We start from the raw sequence: 17739 nt of genomic DNA, 5'->3' as shown, positions 1-17739 counted from the left end.
CGACCGTGCTAATCTTCGCGAGGTGCCGAGTGCACTACACATTAGCACGGTCATAATGGCAAAGAGGACGGTCGTAAATGCTGGAAACGCTCAAAAAAGCGGAAAAAGTCCTTTTTTGAGAGCAAAAAAGTGGATTAACATTTGTTTGCATCAAGGCTTCTTCCGAGCTTGAAAAATCCGTTTTATACAATAAGTACCCTTTTCCGAATCTCCACAAATCGATAAAATCACGAGACAACTAAGCTACGAACCATTCGTAACCAAAATATATTCGTATATTTGCGTTATGTCAGCATCCTAAAACAATAAAGTCATGAACAAATTGTTATACCTTTTACTAATTATATCCTGCTGGAGCTGTAGCCGAGATTCTGAAACCGAGAAATATCAAAGTAAGCGGGATCATGTGATTAACGTGCGGGACAAAATGAAAGAGTTCTCGACACAAGACGTTTTAATCGGTCGAATTTCGAGAGTGTACTTGCTCAGCGATTATCTAATTATCACCGAATATAATGTGCCAGACAAACTTATACACCTATTTGACAAAAATTATTTCAACCATTTAGCCAGCACCACTTATCAGGGACAAGGCCCCGGAGAAATTACGATTATCGGCCACGTGGGAACAGATGAAGCACACCGCAGGTTTTTCGTCTCGGATCACGGTAAACTGAAAATATTCAGTTACGACCTTGATAGCGTTTTAGCCAACCCTGATTATCAGCCGGAAGTTAAAATGAATATGAAAGAAAGACAGTTTCCCGACCGATATTTATATTTGAATGACACACTTTGTATTGCCAGAATTATAGAACCGATCGGAAACAGCGACTATCGCCCATCTGTTGCCAGATGGAACATGACCACCGAAGAAATAGTGCCAATGAAGTACGAATATCCTGATCTGAAAAGAGTCCGATTCATATACGCCGCATCCGCAGAGCACAAACGGTATGTTCAATGTTATAGCCAATATGACCTGATGACAATCTGCGACTTCGACGGGAATTTAATCTGTAACATCCATGGCCCTAAATGGAATGCTGAAATAACACAGACACAGCACTATGCTCTCAGCGCTACATTTTGCAAAGATAAGATAGTGGCACTTTATTCGGGTAGTGACCATCGTACAGATGCCTATTATCCCACAAAATTTTTGGTTTTCGATTTAAATGGCAATTATCTCAAAACCCTGGAAACCGGATATATGATAACCGATTTTTGTTATGACAAAGAAAACAACAGGCTCATTATAAATTTAAACGACGAGATACAGTTCGCTTATTTAGATTTAACAGATATAATATAAAAAACAACAGACATGCGAATTATTCCTTTCATACAAATATTATGTAGCTGCTTGCTCGCAGCATGCAATTCCGTAGAACCTAATTTTCCCCGAGAAGAGACTTTAGCTGAGGAATTAATGCCTTTACAAGGGATTACCAATCCTATAAGGGTGGAGATAAAACATCCTTTTCTAATACTTCAAAATATTAAGCTGAATGAAGGAATATTCCATATTTACGATCTTAACAGCCATAAGCTGAAAAACACCTTCGGTAAAACAGGAGAAGGTCCGGATGAGTTTACGCTTCCATGGTTAATGCAAACACAATTATCAGATCTTCTAATTGCAGATGAAAACAAGTTTCATCAATTCAACATCAATAAAGAAGGGATACCTATATTTATTGGTACTAAAGAGCCTAAATATACAAATGCAATACATGAATCCTCTTTTATCAACGACTCACTATTTGTAGTAGATGCCATGTATACAGGCCCATACCTGCATCTGTTATCCATGCAAGATGAATTGCCAAAGAAATCATGGAAATATAGGAATCCGGATATGATAGATTATTTTGCTGACCCGGATATGGGACTCGCATATGCTAATGAAAAACGTATTGTATTTTGTTATGGTTATAAGAAACAGATTGATTTTATGGACACCAACTTTAATCTCATCAAGAGGGTGAAATTCAAATTTAATGGTCCGACCATCATCAATTCAGAGAATCAAGGAGATGTTAAAGTCAGCTACGTTTACAGTTATTTGGGTAAACACTATTTATATGCACTGTATTTCGGAACATCATGGAAGGAAAATAGAGCAAACTCTACTCGCGGGACTTTTCTTGAAGTATTTGATTTAGATGGAAACCCCATAGTCAGATACCATTTAGAAGGAAGACGCCCTGTTTATTTTGCTGTGGACGAAAAAACTTTTACACTCTATGGAACAGGAGAAGACGGAGATCCCGAAGATAATTTGTTGGTGTACAAATTAAGCGCACTACGAACCACTCGTAATTAAATAATATTCGTATATTTGCAAATGACAACATTAAAACAATAAAGTCATGAACAAATTGTTACCTTATATACTATTTTCAGTTTTGATAACCTTGTCTTTTTCATGTAAGAGAGAAAAGGACTTAAATAATAAAACGGCTAAATATAAATATAACTTAGTGCCATCCGGAAAGATAAAAAGTTACAACTTAGATACAAGCACGAAATATAATGCATTTTATTTATACACATTCAAAGATGAAAAGGGGAAAGAATATTTATCCTTTTTAAATTATCGAACTAATCAGATTTTATTCTATGATTTAGAGACATGCAACTATCTTTCCAAATTAGAAATAGACCAAGAAGGTCCCAATGGAGTAAGCATGATTTCCGGTTTTTACATTCAGGATTTCAATAATATCTATATATCTTCATATGATTACGCAGGGTTAATCAAGGTTGACACCGCTAAATGCATTATACAAAAAATACCTTACGGCACGACCGATAAGGGTTACAGGATCGTTCCTTCTTACACGCCTTCATCTCATCCCCTTGTCTCACCAATCATAGTCGACAAAAACATCTATATCACTCAACAAGCGGCAAATCATATTTTTCCGGTTACAGAAACTCCTCTTTCCGTTAGGATCGACACTGTAAATAAAACATATCATCAGTTGCCTATTACATACAACATATTAGACGACAAAGTAATACAAGCAAACGAGACAAGTTTCAGCCGAATCTATAATGACGGTTTATTTATCTATTCATTTTATGGAGATGAAAATATATTAGTGACGGATGTTGATCATATTAAAACAAATAGATTTTGCATCAAAAGTAAATATATAGATAAAATCCCGATAGAAAAAATCCCGGAAGATTTCAAATTAGGAGCAAAATTAAATCTTGAAACTGCACGTTATGGAGACTTGCTCTACGACAAATATCGGGATGTTTATTACCGATTCACATACCCCTCGACTAATTTGGATGACAAGATTCAATGGTTCGGGAGAGCAGTCTATGGAAGAAAAAAGTTTTCTGTTATTATATTGGATAAGGACTTTAATATCATAGGAGAAACGTTATTTCCAGAGGGGATCTATAATTCTTATGTGTTTTTTGTACATAAAGACGGATTATATATCAGCCGGGATTATCAGATTGATTTTGATCAGTCTGAAGACTTTATGACATTTGAACTTTTTCATTTGGAACATAATTAGGGAGACTGACCACTTATTTTCAAAGAAACATTACTATCTTTGTTGTATTACGGACCGAATGCATCATTCCGGCAAACAACAAAAAAGACAGCTATGAGCAACAAGATTTATCCTATCGGAATACAGAACTTTGAAAAGCTTCGCAGTAGCGGTTATTTCTATATCGATAAAACCGAACTGATCTACCGTATTGTTAAAACCGGTAGCTACTATTTCCTGAGCCGCCCGCGCCGCTTTGGTAAAAGCTTGCTCATATCTACGCTTGAGGCTTACTTTCAAGGCAAAAAAGAGCTATTCGAGGGGCTTGCCATGGAAAAGTTGGAAAAAGACTGGATCAAGTATCCCATCCTGCATTTAGACCTGAATGCTAAAAAATTTGATACAACAGACGATTTGCTTCGCCTTATAGATCGCCAGTTTCTCATCTATGAAGAGAAATATGGATCTTCCCCATCAGACGAAACGATAGACGACCGTTTTGTCACACTCATCCGGAAGGCTTATGAAAAGACGGGGCAAAAAGTGGTCATTCTGGTAGACGAATATGATAAACCTTTGCTGCAAACCATAGAGAATACTGCTTTACAAAATGAATATCGTGAAACTTTAAAAGCTTTCTATGGCGTAATGAAATCAATGGACGGCTACATCCAGTTCGCCATGTTGACGGGAGTAACCAAATTTGGCAAAATCAGCGTATTCAGCGACCTGAACAATCTGGACGATATCTCCATGCGCGAACCTTATGTCAACATCTGCGGCGTCTCCGAACAGGAGATACACGACAATCTGGAAGAAGAGCTTCACGAGTTGGCAAATGCGCAAGCAATGACATATGAAGAAACATGTGCCAAACTCAAAGAGTATTACGATGGCTATCACTTTGCAGAAAACACAATAGGTATCTACAATCCGTTCAGCCTGCTCAATACATTCAAATATAATAAGTTCAGCAACTATTGGTTTGAGACAGGCACACCCACCTATTTGGTAGAACTGTTAAAACGAAGCCATTACAATCTGGAGCGCATGGCTAATGAAGAGACCAGTGCAGATGTATTAAACAGTATTTATGCAGATTCATCGAATCCTATTCCTGTCATTTACCAGAGCGGATATCTGACGATCAAAAGTTATGACGAAAGGTTTGGCATATACCAATTAGGTTTCCCTAACCGGGAGGTGAAAGAAGGGTTTGTACAACAGTGGATAATTGAAGAAATATGAAGAATATAATAATCGTGCTTATTATTATGTCGGCCTTTTCTTGCAGCCATAGTAAAAAAGACCCGAAAGAACACTTCGGACAAATGTTTAATATAAAATCACAAAAACTCAACGTAGATACTTACAAAATAAATTCTTTTGGCAAAATAATACTATTTGAGGAACAGCAGTGCATAATTAAAGAAAACTATATAGGAGAATCTCTTTTAGACAAAATATATTATACAAAAGACAGTCTCTTTTCTTTTGCCCAAATGGGTACAGGACCTGATGAATACATCACGCTCCGCTTAATGCAAAAAAAAGATCAGTCAAGTGTTAATGTATTAGATATTCAAAAAAAGCAGATCATTACAAAAGATTTAACGGGACACACATCTAATACTTTAAATTTAAAATGTATGCCCTTATCAATCATACAAGTACAAGATAAGTATATAGTATCGGGACTCATGGATAGAAATGAGAATGATAACAAAAGATATGCTATATTAAACAATGATGGCGAATATGTAAAATCTTTTGGAGATTTTCCTAATGACAAGAACAAAACAGGTATTAAGAGCAAAGTACTTGCATACCAAAACTATATGGTTTACAATCCAATTCTGAATAGATTTGCTACAGCTTGTACCTCTGGTGCTATATTTGAGCTATACCAAATAGATACAACTCCTTATTTAATAAAGAGCTACCATGACATATTTCCAATATATATGGACGATAGTCATCCAGGGTACAATAGTATCACACATGGAAAAGACAATATAATAGGATATACTGATATTTATGCAACCCATAAATATATTTATACATTATATTCCGGAAAAAAATTGAGTGAATATAGTAATGGAGGCATGATGAACGCAAGGCTCACCAACAATATCTTTGTCTATAATTGGGAGGGAGAGTGTATCTGCCGATTAGTTTCTGATGTCGAATTATTCAATCTGTGCGTAACAGATAATGATAAAGAACTTATAGCTCTGGGATGGGAAAACGATTTTAATCTATACTCTTTCGATTTATCGAAAATATTTGATAACAAACATACAAAATGAAAAAACAAAAAACCGCAATCAGAGTCAACGCCTTGAAACATTTAGCGAAAGCGACTAAATATTTCCAAATTCATTTGGTTGTCTTTAGCCAATAGGTTACTTTTGTAAAAAACAGTCATGAAATATATATATCTGATTATATCTATATTTTTGTACATCGGATGTGCAAAAGATATTAAAATAAAGCTTAATGATTCCGTTGTGCAATTTTCATCTTTTCCGTCGACCGATACGTTGAAATTTGTTGCCATATCAAATCAACTCTTAGAAGAACCTTCTAAAATGTTGTTACAAGGAGACAAGATGATTATTGAAACATTTTGTAAGGCCAAAGACAAACATATTGCTATTTATTCTTTGCCCGAGAACCGAATTGTAAATGAAATTATTAAATATGGTGAAGGGCCAGATGAGATGTTAAGTTGTGATATAGATATGGTGAATAATAAACTATGGCTATATGATATAAGCAAGAAGCGAATTGGATTTATACCTATTGATTCATTATTGTTGGACACTCCCAACATTATCCAACATAAAACAAATGCTCATTATTATAACACTGCTATGCTAAATGATTCCATCATGCTTGGAACAAATGATATGAGCAAAGATTCGAAGATAGCTTATGTCAACATCAATACAAATTCAGTGACAAGTCGAGGTAAATACGCATATCTGGATCAGAGTATTGCTTTAGAAGCATTAATAGATGCAAGCAGTTGTTATATCAATGTCAATCCAGCAACAAAAGATATTCTTCTATCATATCGTTATACAGATATGATAGAAATATACAATTCTGAAGGAGAAATAAAATATGCTTTACAAGGTCCTAAGTGCTTTGATATAGAGTTTCAAGCGGTAAAGGCTAAGGGTCATTCACGTATGGCTAAAACTCAAAAGACACGTAAAGCATATGTAAACAGCTACGTCACAAAGAATGCCATTTATTTACTATTTTCCGGTTGTAAACGAAATGAAAAAGATTGGGCTAATGGAACTGAAATTCATGTTTTCTCCTGGGATGGAGAACCGAAAAAACAGTATGTTTTAAAAGAACCTATTTATACATTTGCAATTGATGAAGACAAACGTGTAATATATAGCTATTCTTTACAAACAGAGGAATTACTCAAAGCAATGCTGTAACCCTCATTCTCATCAAAAGGAAGTTTTGAACAGCTTCCACCGGAAATAGAATGCATATCAGATTCGGACAAAACGGTTTCAATATTTAGCTGATAGCCTGAATTAGGTATATTGTCAATAGACAACTCCGGGAAATCCTTTAAATCATCTCGCAAACGCTGTATTGTTTGCGTCATAGATTTCTTTATCGCTTGGTTCAATTCCTTATTTTTTTCGTTCGATTCGTCTTCGTTCAAAGGTCGCTCCAACACATTTTTACAAAAATCAGAGTAACTGATAGTATGATCCGAAACTCCTAAAAAACGAGAAAAAGCGCGTAAACGATTTTTTTTCAGGCAAACCTCATGATCCTGTTTCTTCAATACTCCTGTTTTCTCATTAAAAAAGATGCCCGGCGTTATCTCTTTCCACTCTGATGCATCCAAGGAAATCAGAGCCGATATGGGTGGAACAGGATTAATGACGTCCTTATATTCTACCTTTTTACGCCGTAGCCATATATACATTAATATAAATATACCAGGAACAATCCACAATATAATCACCCCCCAGATTAAAGGCATCTGACTAATTAAATAGGAACGGGAGAACGAGACATACGCCTGTAATTTTATTTGTTTCGGATCATGCTCTACTCCAAAAACAACAGGGTCCAAGGCTATCCCTGCTTGACATAACATTTTATTCGAACAACTAACGAGACTATCGCCCTGAAAAAAAGAGACAGCAGTCTGAGCCACTATACCCTCACTTTTTAATTCCTCTTGAAAAAGACTGTCGAGAGTAAAGGCGCGATTAGGATTTTTAAAGGCTAAGTACATCTGGAAAAGCCACTCTCTTCTGTAAGACAAAGCAAGGCTGTCCGTCTCCTTACTCCTTTTATATATGGCTTTCCCTTTTTCAGTCTCGATAACAGTAGAGTCTGAGTGAATCTCTGTTCTTGATTCAGGGAAAAAGATTAATCCAGGATGCATAAGTTCTTTTTCATTATTTACAGCCTGACTAAATAAATAAACAGCTTTTAAAATCTGCCCATTTTTGACTTGCGCTGCATACCGACAAGACAAAAAGACAACCAGCACTGTTAAAATCAGCATTACTAAAAGAGTAATAATTGACCTGTTCTTTTTCATCTCCGCTTCATTTATAGAACAAAAGTAGTAAAAATAAGCAATCAGAATCAGTACACTGGAAACATTCTGGAAACATTAAGTGGAAACATTAAAGTGTTTCCAAATTTCATAGGCTGTTTTAAATCGATAGATTACTTTTGCAGAAAAAAGCAGTTATGAAAAAGAAGACACTATTAAAATTGATTTTCACAGCAAGCTGTTTATTGGCAACCTACAGTCTGTTGAATAACCATGAAACGACAACTTTAAACAAGTTAGCATTTCAGAACATTGAAGCACTGGCCAGTGGTGAAAATGACGATAATGCCTATTGCCTTGGTTATGGTTCTATTGATTGCCGGACAGTTAAAGTCGAATACAAAGTCACAAACTTCAGCTTAGATTAAAAACTAATCGTGAAACGTTTTGCATATATATTATTAATAGGTATCAGTGCGATAATCTCCTGTACCGATTCCCCCGGTACTCGCTATCCCCGCTATTCAACTTTTCCCAATGAAAAGGCAATAAGTGCGCGGGTTATCGACCTGGATACTGTTTTTTTCCGCTACCCATTCCGGGTAGCGGTCAAAGACAGTATAGCTATTGTAATGGATTTGCATAACACTGACTATTTTTTTCACGCGTTCACCTATCCCAACTGGAAACATATCGTTTCTTTCGGCAAGCGCGGGGAAGGACCGGAAGAGATGCTTTCAGCGGAAACATTCCAGTTTAACTCGCCCGATTCGATATATGCCCTCGATGCAAACAAAATGCAAATATCGCGTTGGGCTGTCTCTGCTGAAAATTATTCGGCAATAAGACAAGAGGTGATACAATTAGATAAAAGTCTGGTCCGTTCTTTAGATTTTTATGCGACAGATTCCTGTTTTCTAATCCCTGATTATTTAGGAGAACATCGCTATTGGCAAGTCGACTACAGCGGTAAACCAATCAAAAGCATTGGTAAAATCCCTTCTGAAACAGATTTCACACAAGAAATCCGTCCAGCATTGGCTCAAGCATGGCGCAGCTTTATTGATTACAACCCGCATAATGGCATATTTGCAATGGTCACTCAATTAGGAGAATCCATTGAAATCTATAACACCAAAGAGAACACCCATACCGTATTATACGGTCCGAATGGTGAACCCCAATTTAAAAGTGTCAAAGGAGAAGGTTTTCCCACCGGAATTATGGGATTCAGCGACATCGTTATCACCGACGAACATATCTACAGCGTATTCCAGGGCGTCCGGTTCAAAGACAAATTAGCATCTTACCAACAAGGCAAAAAACCGGAAGACGGAGGGCGTTACATATATGTATTCGACCTAAAAGGAAATCCTATACAAAAATATATATTAGATAAACCCATATACGGTATTGATGTAGACGAAAAAACAAAAACGATCATCGCCACTTGTGTAGAAAGCGATGAACCAATCATGGAATTTAAAATATAACGATAGATGAAATCACTGTTATACCTATTATCTATACTCTTTTTGTTAACCTCTTGCAAAGAAAACAAAAAAGAAGAAGTTGCCCGACTGGTACAGGAATGGCAAGGGAAAGAGATTGTTTTTCCGAAAAATATCACTTTCACCCAGTTTGTAACTGATACTGTAGATTATCAGATCCCGCAATCCGATTACAAAGTTCTAATTTATGTCGATTCCACTGGCTGTACCAGTTGTAAGCTACAACTCCCAAAATGGAAAGAATTGATTGCTTATACAGATTCGGTTACAGGAAATAATATTCCATTCTTATTCTTTTTCCAGTCAAAAGACGACAAAGAATTGCGTTATATTCTGAAACGGGATAATTTTAACCGTCCGGTATGCATTGATCGAAATAATGAGTTGGACAAGCTAAATCACTTTCCTCAAAATATCACTTTCCAGACATTCCTGTTAGATAAGGACAACAGAGTAGTGGTAATTGGAAATCCAATACACAATTTAGCGGTAAAGGACCTTTACCTAAAACAGATCACGGGAATACAAAACAAAGAAACATTAACGGTAACAACTCTTGAGCCGGAAAAGACCGAATATGATTTAGGAACAGTTCTAAACGGGACAACCAAAGAACAAACGGTCACAATACGGAATGTGGGAACAAACGTTTTTAAACTGAAAGATTTTACCACCTCTTGTGATTGCACCGAAGCAACTTGCGAATGGAAAGAGTTGCAACCGGGAGAAAACGGAATAATTACAGTTAGCTACAAAGCAGAGCAACCGGGAGATTTTCTACGGACAGTCGATATTTATGGGAATATACCAAATAAATCACTGACTCTGAATTTTATCGGGACAGTGATCGAGAAATAATAACGGGAAAAGAAAGGAGTTCCTGCACACAGCCTCACAAACTTTAGCAGAAACTCCCCGACTTTTCCTCATTCAATAATAAATAAAGAAGGAGGTAACCGCACAAATGTAGTAAATTTGAAGCAAACAAAAAAGGTTTGGTATCACCTGATATCAGGAAAACATTCTAAACAAAGATCCACAAATTAATAAGATTCAATAATTCCATTAAAACAATACAACAATGGGAAAGAAAATTATCGGCGTTATCGCTTTTGCTGCAATCGCCGTAGCGGCTGGTTGGAATTACCAACAAAATAAACAGGAAGTTGAACTGTCAGATTTGGCTTTGGCTAATGTCGAGGCTTTGGCAAGAGATGAAAGCGGGAAGAACAATAAGGCATTGGCTCAAAAGTCGAATGGAGAATATTGTTGTACACCTTTAGACGGTAATAACTGTACTCAATCACCGGCTTGTTAGAAAGTAAATATAGGAGATATGTCAAAATTTAATTCGCAAGAAATGTCTTATAAGATATAATTTTGGCATATCTTTTAGAATACCTCTAATCATCAATTTATTTCAAATGGGAAAGTATATTTTTTTTCATAATCAACAAAGAGTTTGGCTTCTTGTTTGTTGGATCTTTATCGCATTCGGTTGCCATCCGAAGGGACAGAGACTTGCATCCATTCCTGCCATAGAAGTAGACATAGCATCAGATGCAGAGTTGAAATTGTCAGAATACTTTGAAAATTTTCGAATGCTTAAGCTTCCGACAGATACCCTTATGGGGGAAATAAGAAATGTAAAGTGTGAAAATAATAAAATTTATATTTCTGATGGACTAACTCTTTTTGTTTTCTCCGAAGAAGGAAAATTAGTCTCTTGCTTTGAGAAAAGAGGTGAAGCACCAGATGAATATTCTGGGATTTCGGATTTCGTGATAAACGGTGAAGATATTATTATATTGGATAGGAATCAACAAAAAACAATAACGTATGATCATTCAGGAAACAATATTTCAACATTTCATCTCGAATACTATGCACAAGCTATTTCACCGATAGTGAATAATACATTTTTTTTATATAACGGATTTGACGCTGGTCACAAATTGCATCGGATTAGAAATTGGAAAGAAGATTCCGTATTTTTGGAAGTCGATAAGAACCAGACAGGATATTTGTTCATATTTGCTCATCACAATTTTTATCAAGATCATGACTCTATTTATTTCTTTCAACCGATCAATGATACTATTTACAAGTCTGTTGACGGCGGAAGTATGAATCCGCTTCTCTACATCGATTTTAAAGGAAAAAATATACCAGCCTCTTTTTTCAGTGATAAGAAATATGAAAATGTTAAAGATTTTTTCGACAATTTGCATAAGAAGTCTTATGCTTATGGTATTTATAGTTTTATAAGAGATGAACGATTCACGATGTTTGGTAGCTTTTATCAGCAAAAGAAAAAATTAACCTTGTTCGATCATAAAAATAAATCATCTAATACTTTCGGTACAATTAAAGATGATGTTTGTTTCAAAGGTTTAACGATCCCTATTTCTCAATTTATTTATCATGCAAATAAGAGCGGTTCTATCGTTGTTCCGGTGGAAGCCTATTCTGTAGTTGAATGGCGGAATACACACACACCATCTAAGCCATTTGAAAGTATAATCAATACAACCCGAGAAGATGATAATCCATTGCTTTTGATTTTCGATTTTAAACAGTAGAACCAACCGTCAAATGTTATTGTTGCCACAAATGTACTTGTCGTTTAAAACGATTCAAAAGCTTCAAGAACGATTTTGTCGGAACTGCTGAACGGAAAAAAGAAAGGAGTTTCTGCGCATAGCCTTACAAACTTCAGCAGAAACTCCCGGACTTTTCCTCATTCAATAACAAATAAAGAAGGAGGTGACAGCAAAAGTAGTAAATTTGAAGCAAACAAAAAAGGGTTTGGTATCACCTGATATCAGGAAAACATCCTGAACAAAGATCCACAAATTAATAAGATTCAATAATTCCATTAAAATAATACGGAAATGGGAAAGAAAATTATCGGCGCTATCGCTTTTGCTGCAATCGCCGTAGCGGCTGGCTGGAATTACCAGCAAAATAAACAAGAAGTTGAACTGTCAGATTTGGCTTTAGCAAACATAAATGCATTAGCTGACAATGAAAGTAGTTCACATTGTGAAAGGCTTTGTTATTATTGGCCAAGTACATACTGCGTTTTGGAAACCTCTACATCGTATATCTATTGTATGGAGAAATTTCCTCGATAATAAAAATATTATATTCAAAACACGGAGGTGCATATAGACTGGCACCTCCACAAAATTAATCATATGAAAAGTCTTATTTATTCATTATTCTTATTTTTATCTTTCTATTGTAGTGCTCAAGACAGTATCAAAGTTGCCGGATATGGTTCCATGTCAAGCTTTCCGTTTCAACCGACTGAGAAAGAAAATATTGCTCATTTTGAATTTAGTCACTTCTCTAAGAGTACGACTTTGGAAGTTACGTTATGGAGCTTTCAAGATAACATTGAAAATATAAATAAGACTGTTATTTTTCATGAGTCATTGGATATAAAAGAAAATCCGAGGGTCGATCTTATAATCAAATATAATAAGAATAACCAGATAGAGATATGTTGCAATTTCATTGGAAAGTTTTTTTCAGTTCATCCTTTAAAATCAAATACTCAAATCGCCCCCTATATAATTAAATCCCTTCCCAAAATGAAGGAGAAAGTTGCTCCCATCATATTATTTGCACCAAAAGAAGATTATATAGGACAAAAGACATTGGATAAAATAACAACTCTACAAGAATTTGACATAAAAAAAGAAGAGGCGATTCTGAAAGAATTATTATCCCAAACAACTTCTTTCAAAATACTAACTTACCAATTAAAAGAGAAATGAGAATAAGATTCTATATAGCAATTCTTCCGATCTTATTAATATGCTCTTGCAAAAAAGAGTCCGGAACAGTCAAGGAAACAGTCCTCTTCACGAAAGATGATTTTAAGCAAACGACTTCTTTGAAAGGTGAAATATTGAGTATAGATACTCTTTGGAAACCCATTCGAATTTGGGTATGCGATTCCTCTTTAGTGAGTGTTGATATGTATTGTGACTATTTTGCACAAATCTATGATAAGAAGAGTGGTCGTAAAACAACTGAAAACATTCCACGAGGAATCGGCCCAGGGGAATTACTAAATTGTTGGTCTTTACAATTTTATCCGGATAAGGTTTGGGCGTTCGATATGCAACAGGCTAAAATGGAGGCATATAGTATTCCCGATTTCCTCAATAGAAAACATATTTCACCAATTCAATCGGTTAAATTTAAGAATGGTGCGCCAACCAGTGTTGCCGTATTGCCCGATGGATCTTTTTTATGCTCGGATTTAAGCGATTCAAATAATTTGGTGACACGTTTTGATGCCTCTGGAAATAAAGACAATCAATTACAAACGAAATTCCCGGAAGTGTCGACAAACAATATACCGGATAATCTAAAAAAACGTTTTTGGGAAAACAGGATATATTATAACCCTCACAATGATAAAATCGTTATTTTTTATACTTATTCCGATCTCATTGAAATATACAATTCTGATATGCAGCTTATACAGCGTATACAAGGACCTGATAATTTTATCCCTGTTTTAGGAAACCGAAAAGTAGATGATCATGATTTCGCATACATTATTCCTGAACAGACCAAATTTTCATATCTATTCGGCGTATTGACTGATTCTGAAATCTGGGCTTTATATTATGGCATATCCCCCCAAAAAGGAGAAGAAATGCAGCGTACTCTATTCGTTTTTGACTATCAGGGAACACCGCTACGACACTACGAATTGGATACACCGATTACTTTCTTTTCTGTAGATCCAGTAGAAAAGTGTATTTATGGGCTTTCCGAACAACCGGACCCGGTGATTATCAGGTTTCAATATTAAATTGTAAATAATAATCTCATAAAAAGATTTTACGAATCGTAACAGACACAAAAGCAATACGATATCTGCCATCACTGTCAATCCAAACTTAGTCTCAGTAATATATGAATGGCCTTAATCACTCTAAGAGAACAACAATATGAGATATAAAATTCTTTCTTTTTTAATATTTGTCACACTTTTATCTTGTTCCACATACGAAGACAAGCAATTAGAATATGCTCTTGAATTTGCCAAAGAGAACAGACAGGAGTTAAATAAAGTATTGGAATATTATCAAGATGATCCTGAAAAAATATTTGCCACTCATTTTCTTATCCGAAATATGATTGGCAAACAGGTTCTTGACAGTAATTCAATCAGTAAAAAGCAGCCATTCTTTGATGCTTTTAGTAATTATATTAAACAACATGGTTCATATAAAAACGACATACAATACATCATTTACGATAGCATCAATCAACAATATCCAAATATAGGATCACACCCTCTATATCTTCAGGATCTACAAATATTATCTTCCAACTTCCTAATACATCACATTGATAATTGTTTTCATATATGGAACGAATATCCTTGGTGTAAGAATATTGATACTGAAACTTTCCAAAAATACATTCTTCCTTATACGACTAACAATAGCTATTGGGAACAGGCATTCGATTTCTTTTCCGAAAAATACGCATTGTTGAGAGATACAGTCAGGGATAAATCCTATAAGGAAGTAGGGGAACTCATATCCAACGATATCGATAGAAATTTTCTTCGAGAATGGACTATTTTCAGAGACAAATATAAAGGATTGCTTCCTACAACATTCAAAAATATAGCATCCTCACAAATAGGAACTTGCTTAGAAGAAAATATATATAAAATAGCCGCATTACGAATGAATGGGATACCTGCTGTATTGAATATGCATCCGGGATGGGGTAATTCAGATTTTCCTCACTTTTGGACTGAAATCATTGGAGATAAACAAATTGAAAAATTATATGATAACACACAAAGACCTTATTTTTCCGAGAAAGATGCGTTAATTACTAATATGTTCTGGGTAAATGCTTACAACCCATTGGTAAAAGAGGATATAGTGCCATTTATTTCTATTCAACATTGTAGGACTGTCCCCAAAGTATATCGAATCAACTATGAATTGATAAAAAATAGTTTAGCTCTCTCGACAGAAGAGGAAATACCGGATTTCTTTAAAAATCCAGGTATTGAGGATATTACAGACAAATACATAGTATGTAAAAATATTGAAGTTCCCTTGTGGAGCGACCGACATCCGAAAAAGCATATTTATTTATGCAGCTACGATGCTGACAATTGGATTCCGGTAAGTTGGAGCTGTCCGAAAGGGAAACGGGTATTCTTTGAAAAAATGGGTGTCAATATGCTTTATTTACCCGCCTATTATGAAAACGGAACAATTATACCGGCAGGAGAGGCTTTTATTCTGACTGCAAATGGAGAGTTAAAATTTTTCTCATCGCAAGAAAACGGAACCGAGCCTTCTGCTACATTTTATACCAAAACGCCCTATCGCATACGTACAGTACTTCAGGCTGCCAACGCAGTAGGCACTCGTTTTTATGTCTGCAACAGAAAAGATTTATCAGATAGTGCGCTTGTTCATACAATAAATAAAATACCTTTTTATGTGGATAGTTTCAACATTCCCGACAATAAAAAATACCGCTATTTAATATGCGATTTCAAAAATGTGAAATCGATGGGACATCCTTTTGGCATAGCTGAAATAAAAGTATATGAAAACAATAATAAATTAGTTGCAGGCGAGTGGAGCGGAACAAAAAACGCTCCTAATTGCACGCTTGATATGATTACGGATGAAGACAGAGTCTCATATTATCAACCAGACACGCAAGAAAAGCAGCAACAAATCATATTTGAAATGAAGCAACCCTGCAAAATCGAAAAAGTCGAATTCTATCCGAGAAGTGACGACAACAGAATTGTCACAGGAGAATTATATGAATTATTCTATTGGGACAAGAAATGGATTTCATTAGGACAGCAATATGCAAAAGAAAACAAGCTGACATACCACGACATACGAAAAAATGCTTTATTCCGCATACATAATCACACCAGAGGAAAAGAACACAGACCGTTTACTTATGAAAACGGGAAACAGGTTTGGTGGTAATGGGAAAAGTAGTAAATTTAAAGCAAAAAAGGTTGGGAATCACCAGAATCCAGGAAAACATCCTGAACGAAGAGCCATAAATTAATAAGAAAACATCAAATGTAACTCGTTATAATTCAACAATCTCACATCATGAATAAACTATCATATTTTATATTCTTCATATTCTTGCTAAGTTGCACAAACAATAACACTACTGAAAAGTTTCAGCAGAAAAGAGATAATATAATCAACATCAAGAACAAAATAAAAGAGATTAACGTTGAAAGCGTCCTTATCGGAGGAAGAACACGTTTAAGTACAATTAATAATTACTTAATCATACGAGATTATAAATCATTTGATAATCTCATACATATATTTGACAAAAGTAATTTCAAATATATAGCCAGTTGCATTCATAAAGGGGAAGGACCTAATGAAATCACAAATATGGGACATATTGCTATTAATGAAGACAATCACAACCTCTACATCACGGATCATGGGAAACAGAAAATATTCAGTTATAATATCGACAGCATATTAATTAACCAATCATACCAACCCCATATAAAAGCAAATATTAATATAGAATTATTTCCTAATGAATATCATTATATAAATGATACATTATCTATAGGTTCTGTAATTAAACCAACTGGACATTCAGGATACGATCAATATGTTGCCAAATGGAATATAACAACAGGCAAAATCGACCTAATGAACTATAGTCATCCAGAGATCGAAAAAAAGCGTATTTGCATAGCTATTTCTTCTGAAAATAAAATTTACGCTGAATCCTATTACCACCATGACCTAATAACGATATGTGATTTCAATGGAGACCTATTATATAACATATATGGTCCTCAATGGAATAGCAAGAAAACAAACAAGGTTTTATATTACAGTAATATTGTCTTTTGTAAAGATAATATAATAGCATCATCATCCTTTGGAAGGGATAATTTCTCTAAAGAATTTTATCCTACAAGCCTTATTATATTCAATAAAAATGGAGATTATATCAAAACACTGGAAACAGGTTACAAAATAGAAGATTTTTGTTACGACAAGGATAATAATAGAGTAATTATGTGTTTAAATGATGACATTCAATTTGCTTATTTTGAATTAAATGATTTAATATAAAT

Annotated in this window: 16 protein-coding genes and 1 pseudogene; 16 read left to right on the top strand and 1 reads right to left on the bottom strand. The window is 35.1% G+C overall.

Features of this window, described 5'->3' with window-relative positions; genetic code table 11:
- Window positions 1–313 precede the first annotated feature (313 nt).
- From DWU89_RS11115 to DWU89_RS11090, 6 genes and pseudogenes are all read left to right on the top strand, one after another.
- Complete coding sequence (locus DWU89_RS11115; protein WP_115499720.1) at window positions 314–1315, top strand: 6-bladed beta-propeller; 1002 nt, start codon at window positions 314–316, stop codon at window positions 1313–1315.
- Between the two features lie 12 nt (window positions 1316–1327).
- Complete coding sequence (locus DWU89_RS11110; RefSeq protein ID WP_115499719.1) at window positions 1328–2329, top strand: BF3164 family lipoprotein; 1002 nt, start codon at window positions 1328–1330, stop codon at window positions 2327–2329.
- A gap of 46 nt (window positions 2330–2375) precedes the next feature.
- Window positions 2376–3545 (top strand): DUF4221 family protein, encoded by a 1170-nt coding sequence (locus DWU89_RS11105; protein WP_115499718.1) that lies wholly within the window; start codon window positions 2376–2378, stop codon window positions 3543–3545.
- A 93-nt stretch (window positions 3546–3638) separates the two neighbouring features.
- Window positions 3639–4748 (top strand): annotated as a pseudogene (locus DWU89_RS11100) (ATP-binding protein); the annotation flags it as partial.
- 20 nt (window positions 4749–4768) lie between these two features.
- Complete coding sequence (locus DWU89_RS11095; RefSeq protein WP_115499716.1) at window positions 4769–5833, top strand: BF3164 family lipoprotein; 1065 nt, start codon at window positions 4769–4771, stop codon at window positions 5831–5833.
- A gap of 117 nt (window positions 5834–5950) precedes the next feature.
- Window positions 5951–6985, top strand: a complete 1035-nt coding sequence (locus DWU89_RS11090) for a BF3164 family lipoprotein (RefSeq protein WP_115499715.1) — start codon at window positions 5951–5953, stop codon at window positions 6983–6985.
- Here DWU89_RS11090 and DWU89_RS11085 read toward each other — a convergent pair.
- Window positions 6943–8118: a hypothetical protein gene (locus DWU89_RS11085; protein ID WP_244205893.1), complete on the bottom strand. Its 1176-nt coding sequence runs from the start codon at window positions 8116–8118 to the stop codon at window positions 6943–6945. The genes DWU89_RS11090 and DWU89_RS11085 overlap by 43 nt on opposite strands.
- A gap of 155 nt (window positions 8119–8273) precedes the next feature.
- Between DWU89_RS11085 and DWU89_RS11080 the strand changes: the two genes are divergently transcribed.
- The 10 genes from DWU89_RS11080 to DWU89_RS11035 all read left to right on the top strand — a co-directional run bounded on the left by DWU89_RS11080 (window position 8274) and on the right by DWU89_RS11035 (window position 17737).
- Window positions 8274–8504 carry an NVEALA domain-containing protein gene (locus DWU89_RS11080; protein WP_115499714.1) on the top strand — a complete coding sequence of 77 codons (231 nt, stop codon included), beginning with the start codon at window positions 8274–8276 and terminating at the stop codon, window positions 8502–8504.
- A gap of 9 nt (window positions 8505–8513) precedes the next feature.
- Entirely contained in the window at window positions 8514–9569 is a 1056-nt protein-coding gene (locus DWU89_RS11075) for a BF3164 family lipoprotein (RefSeq protein ID WP_115499713.1), read from the top strand.
- 6 nt (window positions 9570–9575) lie between these two features.
- The gene (locus tag DWU89_RS11070) at window positions 9576–10445 is read left to right on the top strand and encodes a DUF1573 domain-containing protein (RefSeq protein ID WP_115499712.1); all 870 of its coding nucleotides are present in this window, start codon (window positions 9576–9578) and stop codon (window positions 10443–10445) included.
- A gap of 223 nt (window positions 10446–10668) precedes the next feature.
- Window positions 10669–10905, top strand: a complete 237-nt coding sequence (locus tag DWU89_RS11065) for an NVEALA domain-containing protein (protein ID WP_115499711.1) — start codon at window positions 10669–10671, stop codon at window positions 10903–10905.
- Between the two features lie 106 nt (window positions 10906–11011).
- Complete coding sequence (locus DWU89_RS11060; RefSeq protein WP_115499710.1) at window positions 11012–12169, top strand: 6-bladed beta-propeller; 1158 nt, start codon at window positions 11012–11014, stop codon at window positions 12167–12169.
- A gap of 312 nt (window positions 12170–12481) precedes the next feature.
- Window positions 12482–12724 (top strand): NVEALA domain-containing protein, encoded by a 243-nt coding sequence (locus DWU89_RS21075; RefSeq protein WP_115499709.1) that lies wholly within the window; start codon window positions 12482–12484, stop codon window positions 12722–12724.
- Window positions 12725–12787: 63 nt separating this feature from the next.
- The gene (locus DWU89_RS11050; RefSeq protein WP_115499708.1) at window positions 12788–13372 is read left to right on the top strand and encodes a hypothetical protein; all 585 of its coding nucleotides are present in this window, start codon (window positions 12788–12790) and stop codon (window positions 13370–13372) included.
- Complete coding sequence (locus DWU89_RS11045) at window positions 13369–14424, top strand: BF3164 family lipoprotein (protein WP_115499707.1); 1056 nt, start codon at window positions 13369–13371, stop codon at window positions 14422–14424. Before DWU89_RS11050 ends, DWU89_RS11045 begins: the two co-directional genes overlap by 4 nt.
- 139 nt (window positions 14425–14563) lie before the next feature.
- Window positions 14564–16600 carry a hypothetical protein gene (locus DWU89_RS11040; RefSeq protein WP_115499706.1) on the top strand — a complete coding sequence of 679 codons (2037 nt, stop codon included), beginning with the start codon at window positions 14564–14566 and terminating at the stop codon, window positions 16598–16600.
- Window positions 16601–16732: 132 nt separating this feature from the next.
- Entirely contained in the window at window positions 16733–17737 is a 1005-nt protein-coding gene (locus DWU89_RS11035; RefSeq protein ID WP_115499705.1) for a 6-bladed beta-propeller, read from the top strand.
- The last annotated feature ends 2 nt before the right edge of the window (window positions 17738–17739 follow it).

The sequence above is a fragment of the Parabacteroides acidifaciens genome, from assembly GCF_003363715.1.
GTDB classification, from domain to species: Bacteria; Bacteroidota; Bacteroidia; order Bacteroidales; family Tannerellaceae; genus Parabacteroides; species Parabacteroides acidifaciens.
Note: the sequence above shows the minus strand (reverse complement) of the source record. Positions and strands in the feature narration are given on the sequence as shown.